Annotated in this window: 14 protein-coding genes; 10 read left to right on the top strand and 4 right to left on the bottom strand. The window is 74.4% G+C overall.

The features are described 5' to 3' along the window. The first annotated feature begins 38 nt into the window (after window positions 1-38). Window positions 39-2,417, top strand: coding sequence for a xanthine dehydrogenase family protein molybdopterin-binding subunit (locus ACQPX6_RS06505; RefSeq protein WP_433786309.1), 2,379 nt, complete (start codon window positions 39-41; stop codon window positions 2,415-2,417). Window positions 2,418-2,424: 7 nt separating this feature from the next. On the opposite strand, the gene ACQPX6_RS06500 is transcribed toward ACQPX6_RS06505, so the two are convergent. Beyond that, complete coding sequence (locus ACQPX6_RS06500) at window positions 2,425-2,736, bottom strand: hypothetical protein (protein ID WP_433786307.1); 312 nt, start codon at window positions 2,734-2,736, stop codon at window positions 2,425-2,427. A gap of 212 nt (window positions 2,737-2,948) precedes the next feature. Between ACQPX6_RS06500 and ACQPX6_RS06495 the strand changes: the two genes are divergently transcribed. Further along, window positions 2,949-3,347: a hypothetical protein gene (locus ACQPX6_RS06495; protein WP_433786306.1), complete on the top strand. Its 399-nt coding sequence runs from the start codon at window positions 2,949-2,951 to the stop codon at window positions 3,345-3,347. Window positions 3,348-3,368: 21 nt separating this feature from the next. On the opposite strand, the gene ACQPX6_RS06490 is transcribed toward ACQPX6_RS06495, so the two are convergent. After that, the gene (locus ACQPX6_RS06490) at window positions 3,369-4,235 is read right to left on the bottom strand and encodes an SDR family NAD(P)-dependent oxidoreductase (protein WP_433786304.1); all 867 of its coding nucleotides are present in this window, start codon (window positions 4,233-4,235) and stop codon (window positions 3,369-3,371) included. A 51-nt stretch (window positions 4,236-4,286) separates the two neighbouring features. Between ACQPX6_RS06490 and ACQPX6_RS06485 the strand changes: the two genes are divergently transcribed. The 3 genes from ACQPX6_RS06485 to ACQPX6_RS06475 all read left to right on the top strand — a co-directional run bounded on the left by ACQPX6_RS06485 (window position 4,287) and on the right by ACQPX6_RS06475 (window position 7,195). Beyond that, entirely contained in the window at window positions 4,287-5,018 is a 732-nt protein-coding gene (locus tag ACQPX6_RS06485) for a YoaK family protein (protein WP_433786302.1), read from the top strand. Window positions 5,019-5,156: 138 nt separating this feature from the next. Beyond that, window positions 5,157-5,768 (top strand): hypothetical protein, encoded by a 612-nt coding sequence (locus ACQPX6_RS06480; protein WP_433786300.1) that lies wholly within the window; start codon window positions 5,157-5,159, stop codon window positions 5,766-5,768. Next, a complete protein-coding gene (locus tag ACQPX6_RS06475; protein ID WP_433786299.1) occupies window positions 5,765-7,195 on the top strand; it encodes a carotenoid oxygenase family protein in 1,431 nt (476 codons plus the stop codon). The genes ACQPX6_RS06480 and ACQPX6_RS06475 overlap by 4 nt, the downstream gene beginning before the upstream one ends. A gap of 70 nt (window positions 7,196-7,265) precedes the next feature. On the opposite strand, the gene katG is transcribed toward ACQPX6_RS06475, so the two are convergent. Then, window positions 7,266-9,458, bottom strand: a complete 2,193-nt coding sequence (katG, locus tag ACQPX6_RS06470) for a catalase/peroxidase HPI (RefSeq protein WP_433788204.1) — start codon at window positions 9,456-9,458, stop codon at window positions 7,266-7,268. Window positions 9,459-9,704: 246 nt separating this feature from the next. Here katG and ppdK point away from each other — a divergent pair, with 246 nt between their 5' ends. The 3 genes from ppdK to ACQPX6_RS06455 all read left to right on the top strand — a co-directional run bounded on the left by ppdK (window position 9,705) and on the right by ACQPX6_RS06455 (window position 15,272). Next, complete coding sequence (ppdK, locus tag ACQPX6_RS06465) at window positions 9,705-12,383, top strand: pyruvate, phosphate dikinase (protein ID WP_433786298.1); 2,679 nt, start codon at window positions 9,705-9,707, stop codon at window positions 12,381-12,383. A 52-nt stretch (window positions 12,384-12,435) separates the two neighbouring features. Continuing rightward, entirely contained in the window at window positions 12,436-13,983 is a 1,548-nt protein-coding gene (locus ACQPX6_RS06460) for an adenylate/guanylate cyclase domain-containing protein (protein ID WP_433786296.1), read from the top strand. 62 nt (window positions 13,984-14,045) lie between these two features. Beyond that, window positions 14,046-15,272: an alpha/beta hydrolase gene (locus ACQPX6_RS06455; protein ID WP_433786294.1), complete on the top strand. Its 1,227-nt coding sequence runs from the start codon at window positions 14,046-14,048 to the stop codon at window positions 15,270-15,272. A gap of 3 nt (window positions 15,273-15,275) precedes the next feature. On the opposite strand, the gene ACQPX6_RS06450 is transcribed toward ACQPX6_RS06455, so the two are convergent. Next, window positions 15,276-16,091 (bottom strand): mycofactocin-coupled SDR family oxidoreductase, encoded by an 816-nt coding sequence (locus tag ACQPX6_RS06450; protein ID WP_433786292.1) that lies wholly within the window; start codon window positions 16,089-16,091, stop codon window positions 15,276-15,278. Window positions 16,092-16,130: 39 nt separating this feature from the next. Here ACQPX6_RS06450 and ACQPX6_RS06445 point away from each other — a divergent pair, with 39 nt between their 5' ends. Both ACQPX6_RS06445 and ACQPX6_RS06440 read left to right on the top strand, forming a co-directional pair. Then, window positions 16,131-16,775 carry a hypothetical protein gene (locus tag ACQPX6_RS06445; protein WP_433786291.1) on the top strand — a complete coding sequence of 215 codons (645 nt, stop codon included), beginning with the start codon at window positions 16,131-16,133 and terminating at the stop codon, window positions 16,773-16,775. Next, window positions 16,772-18,244 (top strand): protein adenylyltransferase SelO, encoded by a 1,473-nt coding sequence (locus ACQPX6_RS06440; RefSeq protein ID WP_433786290.1) that lies wholly within the window; start codon window positions 16,772-16,774, stop codon window positions 18,242-18,244. The genes ACQPX6_RS06445 and ACQPX6_RS06440 overlap by 4 nt, the downstream gene beginning before the upstream one ends. Window positions 18,245-18,305 lie beyond the last annotated feature (61 nt).

Genomic DNA, 18,305 nt, shown 5'->3' with positions numbered 1-18,305 from the left:
TTGCGTTCGAGCGCGCTCGAAGGCCTAGCGTCGTCCCCGTGCCTGGTTCGATCATGGGAACGGCCGTCCGCCGCGTCGAGGATCCCGAGCTCCTCCGCGGCCACGGGACCTACGTCGACAACATCGTCCCGACCGGTGCGCTGCACTGCGTCTTCGTCCGCTCGCCGCTGGCCCACGCGCGTCTCGGCACCGTGGACGCCGCGAAGGCGCGGGAGGCCCCCGACGTCGTCGCCGTGCTGACCGGCGACGACCTCACCGACCTGCCGGACCACCGTCCGTTCATGGTCCTCAACGACACCTGCGCGCGGCCGCTGCTGGCGCGCGGCAAGGTGCGCTTCGTCGGGGACATGGTCGCCGCGGTCGTCGCCACCACCCGCGCCGCGGCCGTCGACGCGGCCGAGCTCGTGGAGGTCGACTACGACCCGCTCGAGGCGGTGGTCGATCCCGAGGCCGCGCTGGCCGACGGCGCGCCGCTGCAGTTCGAGGAGCTCGGCAGCAACCTCGCGGCCGGCGTCCGCGACCCCGACGACGTCGACCCGTTCGCCGGCGCCGACGTCGTGGTGCGCGCGCGGATCGTCAACCAGCGCCTCGCCGTCGCGCCGATGGAGGGCAACGCGGTGACGGCCACGCCGGGTGCGCCCGACCAGCCGTACGACGTGACCGTTCACGTCTCCACGCAGATGCCGCACGGGCTGCGCGCGCAGGTCGCGCAGCAGTGGGGCTGGGAGCCCGAGCGCGTGCGCGTCGTGGCCCCGCACGTCGGCGGCGGCTTCGGCGGCAAGGCCGGACTGGCGCCCGAGCACGCCGTGGTCATCGAGGCCGCGCGCCGGCTGGGGCGGCCGGTGACGTGGACCGAGACCCGCTCGGAGAACCTCACCGCGATGCCGCACGGGCGCGGTCAGGTGCAGTACGGCGAGCTGGGGCTGCGCCGCGACGGCACGATCGTCGGCCTGCGCGCGCGGGTGGTCGGCGACGCGGGCGCCTACGCCGGCTTCGGCGGCGCGCTCACGCTCGGCCCGACGCGCAACATGGCGCAGGGCGTGTACCGCATCCCGACCATCGCCTACGACGGTGCCGCCGTACTGACCACCACCACGCCGATGGGCGCGTTCCGCGGCGCCGGCCGGCCCGAGGCCGCGGCGATGCTCGAGCGGCTCGTGGACATGGCCGCCGTCGAGCTCGGCACCGACCCGGCCGCGCTGCGCCGGCAGAACCTCCTGCAGCCCGACGAGTTCCCGCTGACCACGCAGACCGGCTCGCTCTACGACTCCGGCGACTACGAGAAGGCGCTGGACAAGGCCCTCGAGATCGCCGGGTACGACGAGCTGCGCCGCGAGCAGGCCGCCCGCCGCGCGCGCGGCGACCGGGTCGCGCTGGGCATCGGGCTGGCCGTGTACGTCGAGGTCACCGCGGGTGGCGGCGCGCAGGAGTACGGCGCCGTGAGCGTCGACGACGACGGCGGCGCGACGGTGTCCGTGGGCACCTCGGGACACGGCCAGGGGCACGCCACGTCGTTCGCGATGATCGTCGCCGACCGCCTCGGCGTGCCGATGGAGCAGGTGCGCTTCGTGCAGTCCGACACCGCGGCGGTCCCGCGCGGCGGCGGCACCGGCGGCTCACGTTCGCTGCAGCTCGCGGGCTCGAGCGTGCTCGTCGCCGCCGACACAGTGATGGCGCGGGCGCGCGAGGTCGTCGCCACCGCGCTCGAGGCCGACCCCGACGACATCACCGCCGTCGACGGTGGTGTCGGCGTCGCGGGCGTCCCGGACCGCGTGCTGAGCTGGCGCGACGTCGCGGCCGCGGCGCACGCGCAGGGCGTGTCGCTGTCCGAGGCGCGCGACGAGTCGCAGCCCGGCGCGACCTACCCGTTCGGCGCGCACATCTCGGTCGTGGACGTCGACCTCGACACCGGGCGGGTGACGCCGGTGCGCCACGTCGCGGTGGACGACTGCGGCACCGTGCTCAACCCCGTGCTGGTCGCGGGGCAGCAGCACGGCGGGCTCGCGCAGGGCATCTCGCAGGCGCTGTGGGAGGGCTTCGGCTACGACACCGACGGCAACCCGACGTCGGGCAGCTTCGCGGCCTACATCCTGCCGACCGCGGCGGAGCTGCCGAGCTACGAGGCGGCGAGCACCGAGACCCCGACGCCGTACAACCCGCTCGGCGCCAAGGGCATCGGCGAGGCCGCGACCATCGGGTCCACGCCCGCGGTGCAGAACGCCGTCGTCGACGCGCTCGCCCCGCTCGGTGTCCGCCACGTCGACATGCCGCTGACGCCGGACCGGGTGTGGCGGGCGATCCGCGACGCGGAGGCGGGCACGCTCGCCGACCCGTGGAGCGAGCCGCCGGCGTTCTTCGCGACGCTGCCGGTGCGCGGTGCGTCCGCCGATCCCGAGGCGGCGTCGGTGGACGTCTGAGCGGAGGTCAGTGCAGCGCCGACGAGCGGGGCGAGCACACCCCGCACAGCCGGCGCTGTGCCACCGGCCCGGCGCCCGCGGCCCACGCGCGCACGACGTCGATCGCGTGCGAGCGGTGCCCGGCGGGGACCTCGCGCGGCGGGTGGTGGTGCAGCGAGCCATCGGCCAGCGCGCGGCGCATCCGTGCCACGCCCTCGCGCACACGAGCGGCCGGGGCGGTCCGCGGGGCGGCCGGGGGGACCACGCCGTCCGGCGCCCGGCGAGGGGTCAGAGCGTCGAGCGTGACGACGGCGGGCGCGATCTGATCGGAGACGGTCATGCCCTCTACGACGTCGCGTGGCGCCCGCGACTCGATCCCCCACACGGGGCGAACCGCTGCCGCGCCGGGATCCGGTGCCCGATCCGTCCCGACACGCCGCACCGTCACCGCGAACGGCCCTCGCCCCGGAGGCCTCGACAGGTCATCATCAATGGTGACGCGCGGACCGGACGGGCCGGACCCGCGCTGACGAGGCCGGGTGGGAGGCTGACGTGCACGCAGAACTGCTGGGACAGCGCGTCGCCGAGCTCATCGAGGGCGCCGCGTTCCCCCACCTCGACCCCTCGTCGGTGATGACCGTGATCGCGCTGGTGCTCGCCGGCGCCGGACTGGTGACGGTCCGTGACTACGTGCTCGACGGCGCCGACCGGATTCCCCTCCTGGTCGCCGAGCCCTTCCCGCGCGTCGAGGCCTCGATCGGCGTGGTGCCGGCGCTCGGGGGCTTCGACGACACGCTCGCCGGGCGCCTGGCCCGCTACGCCCAGCACCCCGCGGTCGACGGCCTCATCGTGGTCAACGCGGTCGCGGGGCCGGTACCCCTGCCGCGGGCGGTCGGGGGCGTCCCGCTGCGCGCGGCGGTGGCCGGGGCCCACGCCGGCAGCGACGCCTGACCCCCGGCCCGACGACCCCGGTCAGCTCCCGAACGCGTCCATCGCCCGGTCGATCGCGGGCAGCAGCAGCGAGCGCGGCGCGAGGCGGCCGCCCAGCGCGCTGAGCTGGTTGACCAGGCCCGGGGTGACGGTGCGGTCCCCGGCGACCATGGCCGCGACCCCCGCCTCGGCGACGTCGGCGGCCTCGCCCACGACGAGGTCCGGCGCCTTGTCGAACGCGTCCGTCCCGGCGGCGTCGGCGAACCCCGTGCGGGTCAGCCCCGGGCTCAGGGTGGTCAACGTGATGCCGGTGCCCGCGAGCTCGGCGTGCACCGCCTCGGAGAACGACTGCACGAAGGCTTTGCTGGCCGCGTAGCTCGCGGTGCCGGGCAAGGGCTGGAACGCGGTGATCGACGAGACGTTGAGGACCGCGGCGGCGTGCCCGCCACGGCGCACCCGCGGGGTGAACGCCGCGAGTGCAGCGACCGTGAGGTCGTGCAGCGCCAGCACGTTGAGCCGCACGAGGCCGTCGAGGGCCGCCCGCTGCTCGGGGTCGCCCGCGAGGTCCGCGACGCGGCCCGTGACGCCGTAGCCCGCGGCGTTGACGAGGCCGACGATGCGCTCGTCGCCGAGGACGATGTCGCGGATCGTGTCCAGCCCGTCGTCGGTGCCGAGGTCGGCGGTGTGCACCTCGGCGGTGAGCCCCGAGAGCCCGCGCAGCTCGCCCGCGAGCTCGGTGAGCGCGTCGGCGCGGCGGGCGACGAGGAGCAAGGGGTAGCCGCGCGTGGCGAGCGAGCGGGCGATCGCGGCGCCGATCCCGGAGGACGCGCCGGTGACGAGGACGTGGGCGTCGGGACCGGGGGGCGGCAGCGGCATGGCGGACCAGTACCCGTCCGCCCCCTCCGGCATCCCCGCGACGGGGCTGGCCCGGACGACCCGGCGCCCGGTCTACTCGACCCCGTGACCACCGACGAACGGCCGGCCGGTCCGCGGGGCCTGCGCCGCGCCCTGGTCGACGACCGCGAAGGACCGCTGCCGGCGATGCTGCTCGCGTTCACGGTGCTCGCCGGCGTGGTCGACGCGACGAGCATCCTCGCGCTCGACCACGTCTTCGTCGCCACCATCACCGGCAACGTCGTCTTCCTCGGTCTCGGGCTGGCCGGGGCCGGATTCCCGGTGGTCTCGTCGGTGGTCGCGGTGGCGGGGTTCGCGGTCGGCGCCGTCGTCAACGCCCGCGTCTGCCGGCGCCCGGGAGGTCACCGCGGCCGGGCGGTGCGCGACACCGCGATCGGCAAGACCGTGCTCGCGGTCCCCGTGACGGTCGGCGTGCTCGCCGTCGAGCCCCTCCCGCCCGCCGTGCGCCTCGCGGTCACGGCCCTGCTGGCCGCCTCGATGGGCCTGCAGCTGGCGCTGATCCGCTACGTCAAGGTCCCCGAGCTGCCGACCGCCGTGCTGACCCTGACGGCGATCGGGGTGCTCACCGAGCGCGGCAGCGGCCGCCACGACCCGCTGGTGCTGCGCCGCGTGCTCGCCGTGCTGGCGTTCGTCGTCGGCGTCGTCGCGGGCGGGCTGCTCGCGCGCCTCGTCGCGCCGGGGGCCGCGCTGACCCTCGGGCTCCTGATCATCCTGGCCGTCGGGGCCGCGAGCCACAGGGTCTCGCGGGACGAGGGGACCTGGACCGCCCCTCGGTGACGACCGGGTGCTCGAACGGAGCAGCACCTGCGCGAAATCGTTACTCGCCGCGAGAAGAGCGGAAGACAGGAGGCTTGATCGCGGTGCTCCATCGGCCGCATCCTGACGGACAGTCACCGTCATCGGCAGGAGGCCGTCGTGCAGAAGGCAGCGATCTTCCTCGGGTTCGTCCCGTGGATCGTGTTCTCGGTCGTCGCGGGACCGAGCACGTGGATGTGGGCGGCGCTCGCCGCCCTCGCGTGCTCGGTGATCCTCTCGGTGCCCAGCTGGCGCCGGTCCCGCTCGATCAGCGTCCTCGACGCCGCCGGCCTCCTCTTCTTCGGCGTCCTGGTGGTGCTCGCGCTGGTGCTCGACCGCGCGGCGCTGCAGCCGATCGAGGACCGCGCCCAGCTGATCTCCAGCGTCGTCATCGCGGTGGTGGCCCTCGGGTCGCTCGCGGTGGGCCGGCCGTTCACCGAGTACTACGCGCGACAGCAGACCCCGCGCGAGTACTGGGACAGCCCGACCTTCAAGAGCATCAACCGCGCGATCACCGCGGTGTGGGGGCTGGTGTTCGTCGTCAACGCGCTGTGCGACGTGGCCGTCGCCTACGCGGGGCTGAGCCCGGACGTCTTCAACTGGGTCGTGCCGATCGTCGCGATCGTGGCCGCGGTGCGGTTCACGAGCTGGTACCCCGACCACGTCACCGGACGGGACCAGCCCCAGGGCGCGCACGAGGCACCGTCGGTCCGGCAGGCCGATGCGCGATGACCGCCACCGCGCCCCACGGCGCCCCGCCGCCGGTCGACGCCGCCCACGACCCGCACCTGTCCGGGGCCTTCGAGCCGGTGATCGACGAGATCGACGCCGGCGACCTCGAGGTCACCGGCGAGCTCCCGCCCGAGATGGACGGGATGTACCTGCGCAACGGCCCCAACCCGCGCTTCACGCCGCTGGGCTCGTACGTCTACCCGCTCGAGGGCGACGGGATGGTGCACGGCCTGCGCGTCTCCGACGGCCGCGCCCACTACACGAACCGCTTCGTGCGCACCCCGGCGCTCGACGTCGAGGTGGCCGCCGGCCGCGCACTGTGGGGCGGCCTGATGACCGGCTACACGCCGGGCGAGGACGAGGTCGGCCCGACGCTCGCGCACACGTTCAAGGACATGCCCGACATCAACGTCGTGCGCCACGGCGGCAGGCTGCTCGCCCTCGGCGAGTCGGCGACGCCGTTCCGGCTCACGCCGGAGCTCGCGACGTGCGGGCGCGAGACCTTCGACGGCACCATCCCGGCCGGGATCACCGCGCACCCCAAGGTCGATCCGCGCACCGGGGAGATGGCCGTCTTCTGCTACGGCCTCGAGCCGCCGTACCTCACGTGGTCCCTGCTCGGCCCGGACGGCACGACGCGGCGCAACCCCACCGCGGTGCCCGACGTCGACGAGCCGGTGATGGTCCACGACATGGCGCTGACCGAGCGCTTCCTCGTGCTCGTGCTGGCGCCGCTGTACTTCGACATCGCCGCGGCGATGCGCGGCGGGTCGATGCTCGCGTGGCGTCCCGACGACGGCACCCGCGTCGCGCTGATCCCCCGCGACGGCGGGCCGGTGCGGTGGGCGACGAGCGAGGCCTACTGGTCGTGGCACAACGCCAACGCCTACGAGACCGACGACGGCCGCGTCGTCCTGGACTACGTGCAGTGGTCACGACCGGGCGGCATGAGCCCGGACACCGGCCCGATCGTCGGGGGCCTGGCCCGCGCCGAGATCGACCCCGTGGCCGGCACGATGTCGCGGCGCTTCCTCGTGGACCCGGCGTCCATGGAGTTCCCGCGTGTCGACGACCGCCGCCTCGGCCGTCGCCACGACGTGGTCGCGCTGGGGACGATCACGGGTCGCCAGCCGCTCGTCCCCGGCGACCACGACGCCGTGGTGTGGCTCGACCCCGAGACCGGGCGGACCGTGCGCTGGGAGGCCCCGGAGTACGCGGTCGGCGAGCCGTGCTTCGTCCCGCGTCCGGGCGACGACGACACCGCGCACGGGTGGTGGGTGACGTTCGCCCTCGAGCGCACCGACCGGTCGAGCTGCTTCCTCGTGTTCTCGGGTGCCGACCCGGGCGCGGGGCCGGTGGCGACCGTGCGCATCCCCGTGCGCGTCCCGCTCGGCCTGCACGGGGCCTGGCTACCGACCCAGGAGTAGCGCGCCCCCGGAACACGGACGCCCCGGCTGCATCGTGCGCAGCCGGGGCGTCCTTCGTTCCGTGCGGGGACTACGACACGTCGTAGCGGTCCAGCATCATGACCTTGTCCCAGGCCTTCACGAAGTCGCGGACGAACTTCTCCTCCGACCCGTTCTCGGCGTAGATCTCCGCCAGGGCGCGCAGCTCGGAGTTGGAGCTGAACACGAGGTCGTTGCGGGTGCCGGTCCAGTGGACCTCGCCGTCGGTGCCGCGGGCCTCGTAGAGCCCTTCCTCCTCGGCGACCTTCGCCCAGGTGGTGCTCATGTCGAGCAGGTTGGTGAAGAAGTCGTTCGTGAGCTGCCCGGGCCGCTCGGTGAGCACCCCGTGCGACACGCCGCCCGTGGTGGCCCCGAGCACCCGCAGTCCGCCGACGAGCACGGTCATCTCCGGCGCCGAGAGGTTGAGCAGGTTCGCGCGGTCCACGAGCAGGTACTCGGCGGGGAGCTGGTGGCCCTTGCCGAGGTAGTTGCGGAACCCGTCGGCCTTCGGCTCGAGGTGGGTGAACGAGTCGACGTCGGTCCACTCGAGCGAGGCGTCCGTGCGGCCCGGGGTGAACGGGACCGTGACCGACGCGCCGGCGTCGGACGCGGCCTTCTCGATGGCCGCGACGCCGCCCAGCACGATGAGGTCGGCGAGCGAGACCTGCGTGCCGGAGGCGTTGAACGCCGACTGCACGTCCTCGAGGGCTGACAACGTGCGGCGCAGCTCCTGCGGGTCGTTGACCTCCCAGTCGATCTGCGGGTCGAGGCGTACGCGCGCGCCGTTGGCGCCGCCGCGCTTGTCGCCGATGCGGAACGTCGACGCCGACGCCCAGGCCGCCTTGACGAGCTGCGACACGCTCAGGCCGGTGCCGAGGATCTGCGCCTTGAGCTCGGAGATTTCGGTGGAACCCACGAGCGGGCCCTCGTGCGCGGGCACCGGGTCCTGCCAGATCAGCGTCTCGTCCGGCACCCACGGGCCGACGTAGCGCTGGATCGGGCCCATGTCGCGGTGGGTCAGCTTGAACCAGGCGCGGGCGAACGCGTCGGCGAACTGGTCGGGGTTCTCGTGGAAGCGCTTCGAGATCTCGCCGTAGATCGGGTCGACGCGCAGCGAGAGGTCGGTGACGAGCATCGTGGGCTGGCGGGTGAGCTCACCGGTCTCCGGGTCGGGCACGGTGTTCGCGCCGCCGCCGTCCACCGGGCGGTACTGCCAGGCGCCGGCCGGCGACTTGTGCAGCTCCCACTCGTAGCCGAACAGGTTGTCGAAGTAGCCGTTGCTCCACTGCACCGGCGTGGAGGTCCAGGTGACCTCGAGGCCCGACGTGATCGTGTCGCGGCCCTTGCCCTTGCCGAAGCCCTGCTTCCAGCCCAGGCCGCCCTCCTCGAGGGAGGCGCCCTCGGGCTCGGGGCCGACGTACTGCTCGGGGTCGGCCGCACCGTGGGTCTTGCCGAAGGTGTGGCCGCCGGCGATGAGGGCGACGGTCTCCTCGTCGTTCATCGCCATCCGGCCGAAGGTCTCGCGGATGTCGCGCGCGGCGGCCAGCGGGTCGGGGTTGCCGTCCGGGCCCTCCGGGTTGACGTAGATCAGGCCCATCTGCGAGGCGCCCAGGGGCTGCTCGAGCTGGCGGTCGCCGGTGTAGCGCTGGTCGGCGCCGAGCCAGTAGTTCTCCGGGCCCCAGTAGGTCTCGTTGTCGGGCTCGAAGACGTCGGGGCGCCCGCCGGCGAAGCCGAAGGTCTCGAGGCCCATGGTGTCCAGCGACCGGTTGCCCGCGAGGATCAGCAGGTCGGCCCAGGAGACCTTCTTGCCCCACTTCTGCTTGACCGGCCAGAGCAGGCGGCGAGCCTTGTCCAGGTTGCCGTTGTCGGGCCAGCTGTTGAGCGGGGCGAAGCGCTGCATGCCCATGCCGGCGCCGCCGCGGCCGTCGGCCAGGCGGTAGGTGCCGGCCGAGTGCCAGGCCAGCCGGATCATGAAGCCGCCGTAGTGGCCGAAGTCGGCGGGCCACCAGTCCTGGCTCGTGGTGAGGACCTCGTCGACGTCGGCCGCGAGCGCGTCGAGGTCGACGGTCGCGAACTCCGCGGCGTAGTCGAAGTCGGGGTCCATCGGGTTGGAGACCGGCGTGTGCGCGCGCAGGATGCGCAGGTTCAGCTGGTTCGGCCACCAGTCGACGTTGCCGCCGCCCTCGGTCGGGTGCGCGAGGCGACCGTGGTTGACCGGGCAACCGCCGGCGTCCTCCGTGTTCATGGTCGTCTCGCGGGTGACGTGGCTCTCGGACACGAGGTGGTCCTCCGAAGGTCGGTGGGTGGTCGTCGTCACGTTTGTTCAGGTGGCGGTACGCCCGCAGTCTGGCCCCTAGACTGGAATGAATCAAGAATCGGGGAGATGCCAGCAGTATCGGCGCACCGGGGGTCTGGCCGCCGTGTGGGACCTCCGTCAGGCTGGCCGCGACGACGCCGACGTGGCGTCCGCCGTGGAAGTGCCGGAGGCAGCATGCCGAAGTTCGTGTACTCGTTCGCCGAGGGCGACAAGGACCAGAAGGACCTGCTCGGCGGCAAGGGCGCCAACCTCGCCGAGATGACGAACCTGGGGCTGCCGGTCCCGCCCGGGTTCACCATCACCACCGAGGCCTGCCGGGCCTACCTCGTCGACGGCGTCGAGCCCGCGGGGCTGGGCGACGAGGTGACCGAGCACCTGGTGGCGCTCGAGAAGACGATGGGCAAGCAGCTCGGGCAGGCCGACGACCCGCTGCTCGTCTCGGTGCGCTCCGGGGCCAAGTTCTCGATGCCCGGGATGATGGAGACCGTCCTCAACGTCGGCCTCAACGACGCGTCGGTCGAGGGCCTGGCCACGCAGGCCGGCGACGCCCGCTTCGCGTGGGACTCCTACCGCCGCCTCGTGCAGATGTTCGGGGCCACGGTGCTCGACATCCCCGCCGAGCACTTCGCTGACGCCCTCGACGCCGCGAAGAAGGCCAAGGGCACGGCGAACGACCTCGACCTCGACGCCGACGACTTCCGCACGCTGGTCGAGACGTTCAAGGGCGTCATCCGCGAGCACGTCGGGCGCGACTTCCCGCAGGACCCGCGCGAGCAGATGGACCTCGCGGTGCGCGCGGTGTTCGACTCGTGGAACTCGCCGCGCGCCAACGTCTACCGCCGCCAGGAGCGCATCCCCGCCGACCTCGGCACCGCGGTGAGCGTGTGCTCGATGGTCTTCGGCAACCTCGGCATGGACTCGGGCACCGGCGTCGCGTTCACCCGCGACCCCTCGTCGGGCGCCCGCGGCGTGTACGGCGACTACCTGCAGAACGCCCAGGGCGAGGACGTCGTCGCCGGCATCCGCAACACGCTCGCGCTCACCGACCTGGAGCGGCTCGACAAGGCCTCGTACGACCAGCTGATGGACATCATGACCACGCTGGAGAACCACTACCGCGACCTCTGCGACATCGAGTTCACCATCGAGCGCGGCAAGCTCTGGATGCTCCAGACCCGCGTCGGCAAGCGCACCGCGGCGGCGGCGTTCACCGTCGCCTGCCAGCTCGTCGACGAGGGCCTCATCGACATGGACGAGGCGCTGCAGCGGGTCACCGGGGCCCAGCTGGCCAACCTCATGTTCCCGCGGTTCGACCGGGACGCCGAGAAGGAGCTGCTGACCACCGGCATGAACGCCTCGCCGGGCGCGGCCGTCGGCGCGGTGGTGTTCGACTCGCCGACCGCGGTGCGCCGCGCGAAGGCCGGCGAGAAGGTGCTGCTGGTCCGCCGCGAGACCAACCCCGACGACCTCGACGGCATGATCGCCGCCGAGGGCGTGCTGACCAGCCGCGGCGGGCGCACCTCGCACGCCGCGGTCGTCGCGCGCGGGATGGGCAAGACCGCGGTGTGCGGCGCCGAGGAGCTCGAGGTCGACGTCAAGGCCAAGAAGCTCACGACGCCCGACGGCCGCGAGGTGTCCGAGGGCGACGTGCTCTCGATCGACGGCACCAACGGCGAGGTCTACCTCGGCGAGGTCCCCGTGGTGGCGAGCCCGGTGATGGCGTACTTCGAGGGGTCGACGGGGCTCGCGGAGAACGACGACCTCGTCGCCGCGGTCGACCGGATCATGCGCCACGCCGACGCCGGCCGTCGGCTGCGCGTGCGCGTCAACGCCGACACCGGCGAGGACTGCGCGACCGCGCGCACGTTCGGCGCCGAGGGCGTCGGGCTCTGCCGCACCGAGCACATGTTCCTGGGCGAGCGCCGCGAGCTGGTGGAGACGCTCGTGCTCGCCGAGACCCAGGACGAGCGCGAGAAGGCGCTCGCCGCCCTGCTGCCGCTGCAGATCGAGGACTTCACCGCGATCTACCGCGCGATGGAGGGGCTTCCGGTGACGATCCGGCTGCTCGACCCGCCGCTGCACGAGTTCCTGCCCGACCTCACCGACCTCTCCGTCGAGGTCGCCGTCGCCCGCGAACGCGGCGAGCTGACCGAGGAGAAGGAGGAGCTGCTGGCCTCGGTGCGCCGCCTGCACGAGCAGAACCCGATGCTCGGCCTGCGCGGCGTGCGCCTCGGGATCGCGGTGCCCGGGCTCTACGCGATGCAGGTCCGCGCGATCACCCGCGCGGCGGCGGGGCTGGCGGGCGAGGGCGTGGCGGTGCTGCCCGAGATCATGGTGCCGCTGGTCGGCACGGTGCAGGAGCTGCAGGCCGTCGCGGCCGAGATCGCCCAGGTGGTGGCCGAGCCGGAGTCGCTGGTCGACGGGGCGCCGGTCGAGCACCAGATCGGCACGATGATCGAGCTGCCGCGCGCGGCGCTGGTCGCGGCCCAGATCGCCGAGACCGCGCAGTTCTTCTCGTTCGGCACCAACGACCTGACGCAGACGACGTGGGGCTTCTCCCGCGACGACGTCGAGAGCTCGTTCTTCTCGGACTACCTCGAGACCGGCATCTTCGGGGTCTCGCCGTTCGAGTCGCTCGACGTCGAGGGCGTCGGGGAGCTCGTCGAGATCGCGTCGTGGCGCGGGCGCGAGGTGCGCCACGACCTCAAGCTCGGCATCTGCGGCGAGCACGGCGGCGACCCGGATTCGGTGCACTTCTTCCACCGCGCCGGCCTGGACTACGTGTCGTGCTCGCCGTTCCGCGTACCCGTCGCCCGCCTCGAGGCCGGGCGGGCGGCGACCGGGCCGCAGTGATGTCGTCGGGCTCGGGCGGTACCGCCGGTACCTGATAGCTAGGCTCGGGTCCATGTCCACCCCGGAGCGCGGCGTCGTGCACCGCGACTTCCGGCCGGCCACGAAGGCGCTGGTCGGGGCGCAGGTCGTGGTGTCGAACGTGGTCGGGGCGGCGATCGTGCTCGGGCTCGCCGGCTACGTGCTGCCGACGCAGACGCTGGTCGACGACCTCGAGGACGCGCTCGACCGCAACCTCTTCGCCTTCGGGCTCTACCTGGCGATCGCCGTGGTCGCCGGGCTCGCCTGGGGGTGGTCGTGGATCCGGGTGCCGCCCGCACCGGTCGCGGACGCCGACGAGGAGGACTGGCAGCAGCACCGCCGGCTCGCGCGGCGCGCGGTGCTCGCCGCGCCGCTGCGCATCAGCGTCATCCAGGGCGTGCCCTGGCTCGTCGCCGTCGTGGTCTTCGTCGCGATCAACGCGGTGTTCTCCCTGACCGTCGCGCTCACGGTCGGCTGTGTGGTCGCCCTGGGCGGGATCGCGACCGTCGCCGTCGGCTACCGCCTCACCGAGCTCACCCTGCGCCGGGAGGTCGCGCGGGTGCTCGCCGAGGAGCCGCCGAACAAGCGCGGCCTGCTGCCCGGGGTCGCCGCGCGCTCGCTGGGCGCCTGGGTGCTCGGGACCGGGGTGCCCCTGCTCGGCATCGCCCTGGCCGCCGCCGCGTCGCTGCTGTTCGACGACTACTACACGGTGCCGCAGCTGGGCTGGGTCGTGCTCGTGCTCGCCGCCGTCGCCCTGGCCGTGGGCTTCCTGCTCACCGCGCTGACGTCCACCTCGGTGGCCGCTCCCGTGATGGCGGTGCGGCGGGCGCAGCGGCGCGTCCAGGAGGGCGACCTCGACGCGACCGTCGAGGTCTCCGACCCCACCGAGCTCGGGATGCTGCAGGCGGGCTTCAACGACATGGCCGCCGGGCTGCGCGAGCGTGACCGGCTGCGCGAGCTGTTCGGGCGCCAGGTCGGCCAGGAGGTCGCGCGCGCGGCGATGGAGGGCGACATCGAGCTCGGCGGCGAGGTGCGCGAGGTCGCCGTGCTGTTCGTCGACCTCGTCGGCTCGACCGAGATGGCGCTGGACCGCCCGCCGCACGAGGTCGTCGAGGTGCTCAACCGGTTCTTCGGTGAGGTCGTCGACATCGTCGAGAGCCACTGCGGCTGGATCAACAAGTTCGAGGGCGACGCCGCGCTCGCCGTCTTCGGCGCGCCCAACGCGATGGGCGACCCCGCGGCCCCCGCACTCGCCGCCGCCCGCGCCCTCGCCGACCGGCTCGACGGCCTGGAGCCGGCGGCGGGCATCGGGGTCTCGGCCGGACCGGCGGTCGCGGGCAACATCGGGAACGCCCGCCGCTACGAGTACACGGTGATCGGCGACCCGGTGAACGAAGCCGCCCGCCTCTGCGACATCGCGAAGGGCCTCGACGGGCGGGTGGCGGCGTCCGGCGCCGCGGTCGACCGCGCGGGCGGCGACGAGGCCGGGCAGTGGACCGAGGTCGACGTCGTGCGCCTGCGCGGGCGCCGCCGCCCCACCCACGTGCACGCGCCGCGGGCGCGGGTGGGGTCGGGCGTCTAGAACCCGGCACGACCACCCGTCCGGGAGAAACGCCCGCGCGGGCGCCGTGCTTCGCTTCCCCCGTGGTCCACGTCAGCGCCGGCAGCGGCACCGAGGACCCGGCGCGCGGGCGGCGCCCGTCGCCCGCCCTGGCCGCCGGGGTCGTGCTCGGCCTGCTCGGGCTGGCGGCGGTGTTCGTCCTGCTCGCCGCGCTCACGGCCGTGATCCCCGGGGCGGCGCTGCTCGGGGCCACGCTCTCCCCCGCCGTCGTCACCGTGCACGGCCTGCAGCTGGTGGCGCTCGGGCTGGTGACCGCTGTGGTCGCGTGGCTGCTGCGCCGCGCCCACCGCCGGGTCGCCACGGCCGTCACGGTCGTCGCCGCCGTCGGCACCCTGGCGCTCGCGGGCGCCGTCGGCGCGGTGGTCGCCGCGACGGTCGGGGCCGGCGGCGGCGTCGATCCCCTGCGCGCGATCGCCCTCACCGGCTCCGGCGGTGGCGCGCCCGACGAGCACCCGGTCTACCTGACGACCCCGGAGGGCCAAGACCTGCACCTGGCCGTGACGCGACCGCGGGCAGGGACGGGGCCCGCGCCCGTGCTGGTGTGGGTGCACGGCGGCGGCTGGGTCAGCGGCTCGGAGCTCGACCGCGCCGACGACGCGCGCCGCCTCGCCGGCGAGGGCTGGCTCGTCGTGTCCGTCGAGTACACGCTGGCCGCTCCGGGCCGCCCGACGTGGGACGTCGCCGGCCCGCAGGTGGCGTGCGCGCTGGCCCGCGTCGCCGAGCACGCGGGCGAGTACGGCGGCGACCCGGGCCGCCTCGTGGTCGGCGGGGACTCGGCCGGCGGGCAGCTCGCGGTCTCGGTCGGCTACCGCGCCGCGGCCGGCACGCAGGCCTCGGCGTGCCCCTCGCCGGTCCCGGTGCCGCGCGCGATCGCCACGCTCTATCCCGCCGTCGACCTCGCCGACACGTACCGCCGCGGCGACGGCGCCCGGGACTTCGCCGTCGTCTACACCGGCGGCACGCCCGAGCAGGTGCCCGACCGCTACCGCGCGGTCGCCGGCGTCGAGGCGATCACGCCCGGGGCGCCGCCGACGCTGGCCGTCGTGCCCACCCGCGACCGGCTCGTGCCGCCGGGCGGGGCCGACCGGTTCGTCGACGCCGCGCGCGCGGCCGGGGTGGACGCGCGGCGCGTCGACGTCCCGTTCGCCGACCACGCCTTCGACGTGGGGCCCGCCGGCTCGCTGGGGCACCAGGCCGCGACGTCGGTGCTCGAGCGGTGGGCGGGCGAGCAGGTCGGGCTGGTCCGTTGAACGCTAGAACTCGGTGACCCCCGCGTCCGGGGCGAGCTCGTGCGCGGTGACCCAGCGGGACTCGTCGGACGCGAGGAACAGCACGGTGTCGGCGATGTCCGCGGGCTGCGTGACGCCCACCGGCAGCATGTTGGTGAACATCGCGCCCGGCCGCGGGTTCTCCGCCATGGCCTCGCCCAGCGCGGCCTGCATGGCCTCGCCGCCCATGCCCGTCGCGACGCCGGTGGGGTGCACGCTGTTGACCCGCACGGAGTGCTGCGCAAGCTCGGCGGCGAACGCCTTCGCCATGCCGCGGACCGCCCACTTGCTCGCGGTGTAGGGGACCATGAACGGCTGCACCTTCATCCCGGCCGCCGAGCTGATGATGATCACGGAGCCACCGCCCGCAGCGACGAGGTGCGGCGCGCCCACCATCACGGTGTTCCAGGTGCCGGTGACGTTGACGTCGATCGTGTCGCGGAAGATCTCCGGGGTGACGCGGTGCCAGGCGCGCGGGATGCAGATGCCGGCGTTGGCGACGACGACGTCGAGGCGCCCGAGCGTGCCGACGGCGTCGTCGACGGCGCTGCGCAGCGCGTCGAGGTCGCGGATGTCGACCTGCGCCGCCACCGCGCGGCGCCCCGTCGCCGCCACCGCGGCGACGGTGTCGTCGAGGTCCTGCGGCGTCGCCGCGGCGTAGTCCACGCCCGGCAGCGGGCCGCAGACGTCGACGACCACGACGTCGGCGCCCTCCCCGGCCAGCCGCACGGCGTCCGCGCGCCCCTGTCCCCGCGCCGCGCCCGTCACCAGCGCGACCTTGCCGTCCACCCGTCCGCCCATGACCGCAACCTAGGCGCCGGACCGGGGTAGCCGGGCGCCATGCGTTCCCGCGGGCACACCGACCGGTTCGACGGGTGGATCGCCGGCGTCGGCACGGCGGCCGGGCTGCGGGTGGTGGTCGGGCACTGGCCGCACTCGCCGTACGGGGCGTTCACCGACGTCATGGTCGAGCGCCCCGACGGCCACCGGCTCCTGCTCGCGCCCGACGAGCAGACCGCCGAGTTCGTCTCCTCGACCTACACGTTCGACGAGACGCGCCTGGGCCCGGTGTCGCACGACCGGCACGGCACCGAGCACCACGTGGTGACCACCGAGCTCGACCTGACCCTGCGCACCGGCGCGCGCCCGGCGCTGGGGTGGCTGCTGCGCGCCGTCCCCCGCCCGCTCGCGACGGCCCCGGTCTGGATCGCGGCGATCGACGCGATCGCCCGGCGGGTGCTGCCCGGTGTGCGCACGGTGGGCAGCGCGGGCGGCGGCCGCCGCGAGTACTACGGCGCCCGGGACCTGCACCGCGTCGTCGACGCCCGCGTGCGCTGGGAGGGTGAGGACCAGGGCGCGCTCACGCCGGTGGACCCGCCCGTGCGCTTCGGCTTCGGTTCGACGCCGCGGGCGCCGTCGCTGGTGCGCATCACGACGCTCGTCAGGCATACCTTCGGAGTTCCGCGGTTAGCCTCGGATCCATGACCGTCGCCGACGCACGGCCCCTGGCCCTGGACGACTGGTTCGTCCGCGATCTCGGCGGGCTGTACCGGCCGTGGCAGGCGGCGCCCGCCCCGTCGCCCGAGCTCGTCGCCCTCAACGAGGGCCTCACCGCCGAGCTCGGCCTGGACGCCGAGGCGCTGCGCTCGCCCGAGGGCGTCGCCGTGCTCGCCGGCGCGGCCGTGCCCGCCGGGGCGACCCCGGTGGCCCAGGCGTACGCCGGGCACCAGTTCGGCAACTACTCGCCCCGCCTCGGCGACGGCCGCGCCCTGCTGCTCGGCGAGCTCGTCGACGCCGAGGGTCGGCACCGCGACCTGCACCTCAAGGGCTCGGGGCGCACCCCGTTCGCCCGCGGCGGCGACGGCAAGGCCCCGCTCGGGCCGATGCTGCGCGAGTACATCGTGGGCGAGGCGATGCACGCGCTGGGCGTCCCGACCACCCGCGCGCTCGCCGTCGTCACCACCGGCGAGGAGGTCGCGCGCGAGACCGTCCAGCCCGGCGCCGTGCTCGCCCGCGTCGCGTCCAGCCACCTGCGCGTCGGCACCTTCCAGTACGCCGCGGCCACGCAGGACGCCGACCTCTTGCGGCGCCTCACCGACCACGCGATCACCCGCCACCACCCGCACGCCGCGCAGGCGGAGCGCCCGGCGCTCGCACTGCTCGAGGCGGTCGTCGAGGTGCAGGCGTCGCTGATCGCGCGGTGGATGACCGTGGGCTTCATCCACGGCGTGATGAACACCGACAACATGACGATCTCGGGCGAGACCATCGACTACGGGCCCTGCGCGTTCATGGACGCGTTCGACCTGTCGACGGTGTTCAGCTCGATCGACCACGGCGCGCGCTACGCCTACGGCAACCAGCCGCGGGTCGCGGCGTGGAACCTCGCGCGGTTCGCCGAGTCGCTGCTCTCGCTCATCGACGACGACGCCGAGCGCGCCGTCGAGCTGGCCAGCGAGGTCGTGTCGTCGTTCGGCGAGCGCTACACGCGCCACTGGTCGGCGGGCCTGCACGCCAAGCTCGGGCTCGACGACGAGCAGCCGCAGCTCGTGCAGGACCTCCTCGAGCTCCTCGCCGCGCAGCACCCCGACCACACCCGGTTCTTCCGCGCCCTGTCCACCGCCGCCCGCGGGGACGCGGCACCCGTGCGCGACCTCGTGATCGACCGCGAGGCCGTCGACGCCTGGCTCGAGCGCTGGCGCGCCGCGCTGGCCGCGCAGGGCCGCCCGGTCGAGGAGGTCGCGGACGCGATGGACCGGGTCAACCCGGTGTACGTGCCGCGCAACCACAAGGTCGAGGAAGCCCTGGCGGCCGGCGTCGCGGGCGATCTCGAGCCGTTCCGCCGCCTCGTCGACGTGCTCGCGCGCCCGTTCGAGGAGCGCCCGGGCCTCGAGGAGTACGCCGCCCCGGCGCCCGGCGGGTCGGCCGCCTACGTCACCTACTGCGGGACCTGAGGCTCGGGCTCCCACCGGCGCCACCGGTCGCGCGGACCGTGTCCTGAGGACACGGGTCTGC

This window comes from Actinomycetospora sp. CA-101289, from assembly GCF_050955895.1.
GTDB lineage: Bacteria > Actinomycetota > Actinomycetes > Mycobacteriales > Pseudonocardiaceae > Actinomycetospora.
Note: the sequence above shows the minus strand (reverse complement) of the source record. Positions and strands in the feature narration are given on the sequence as shown.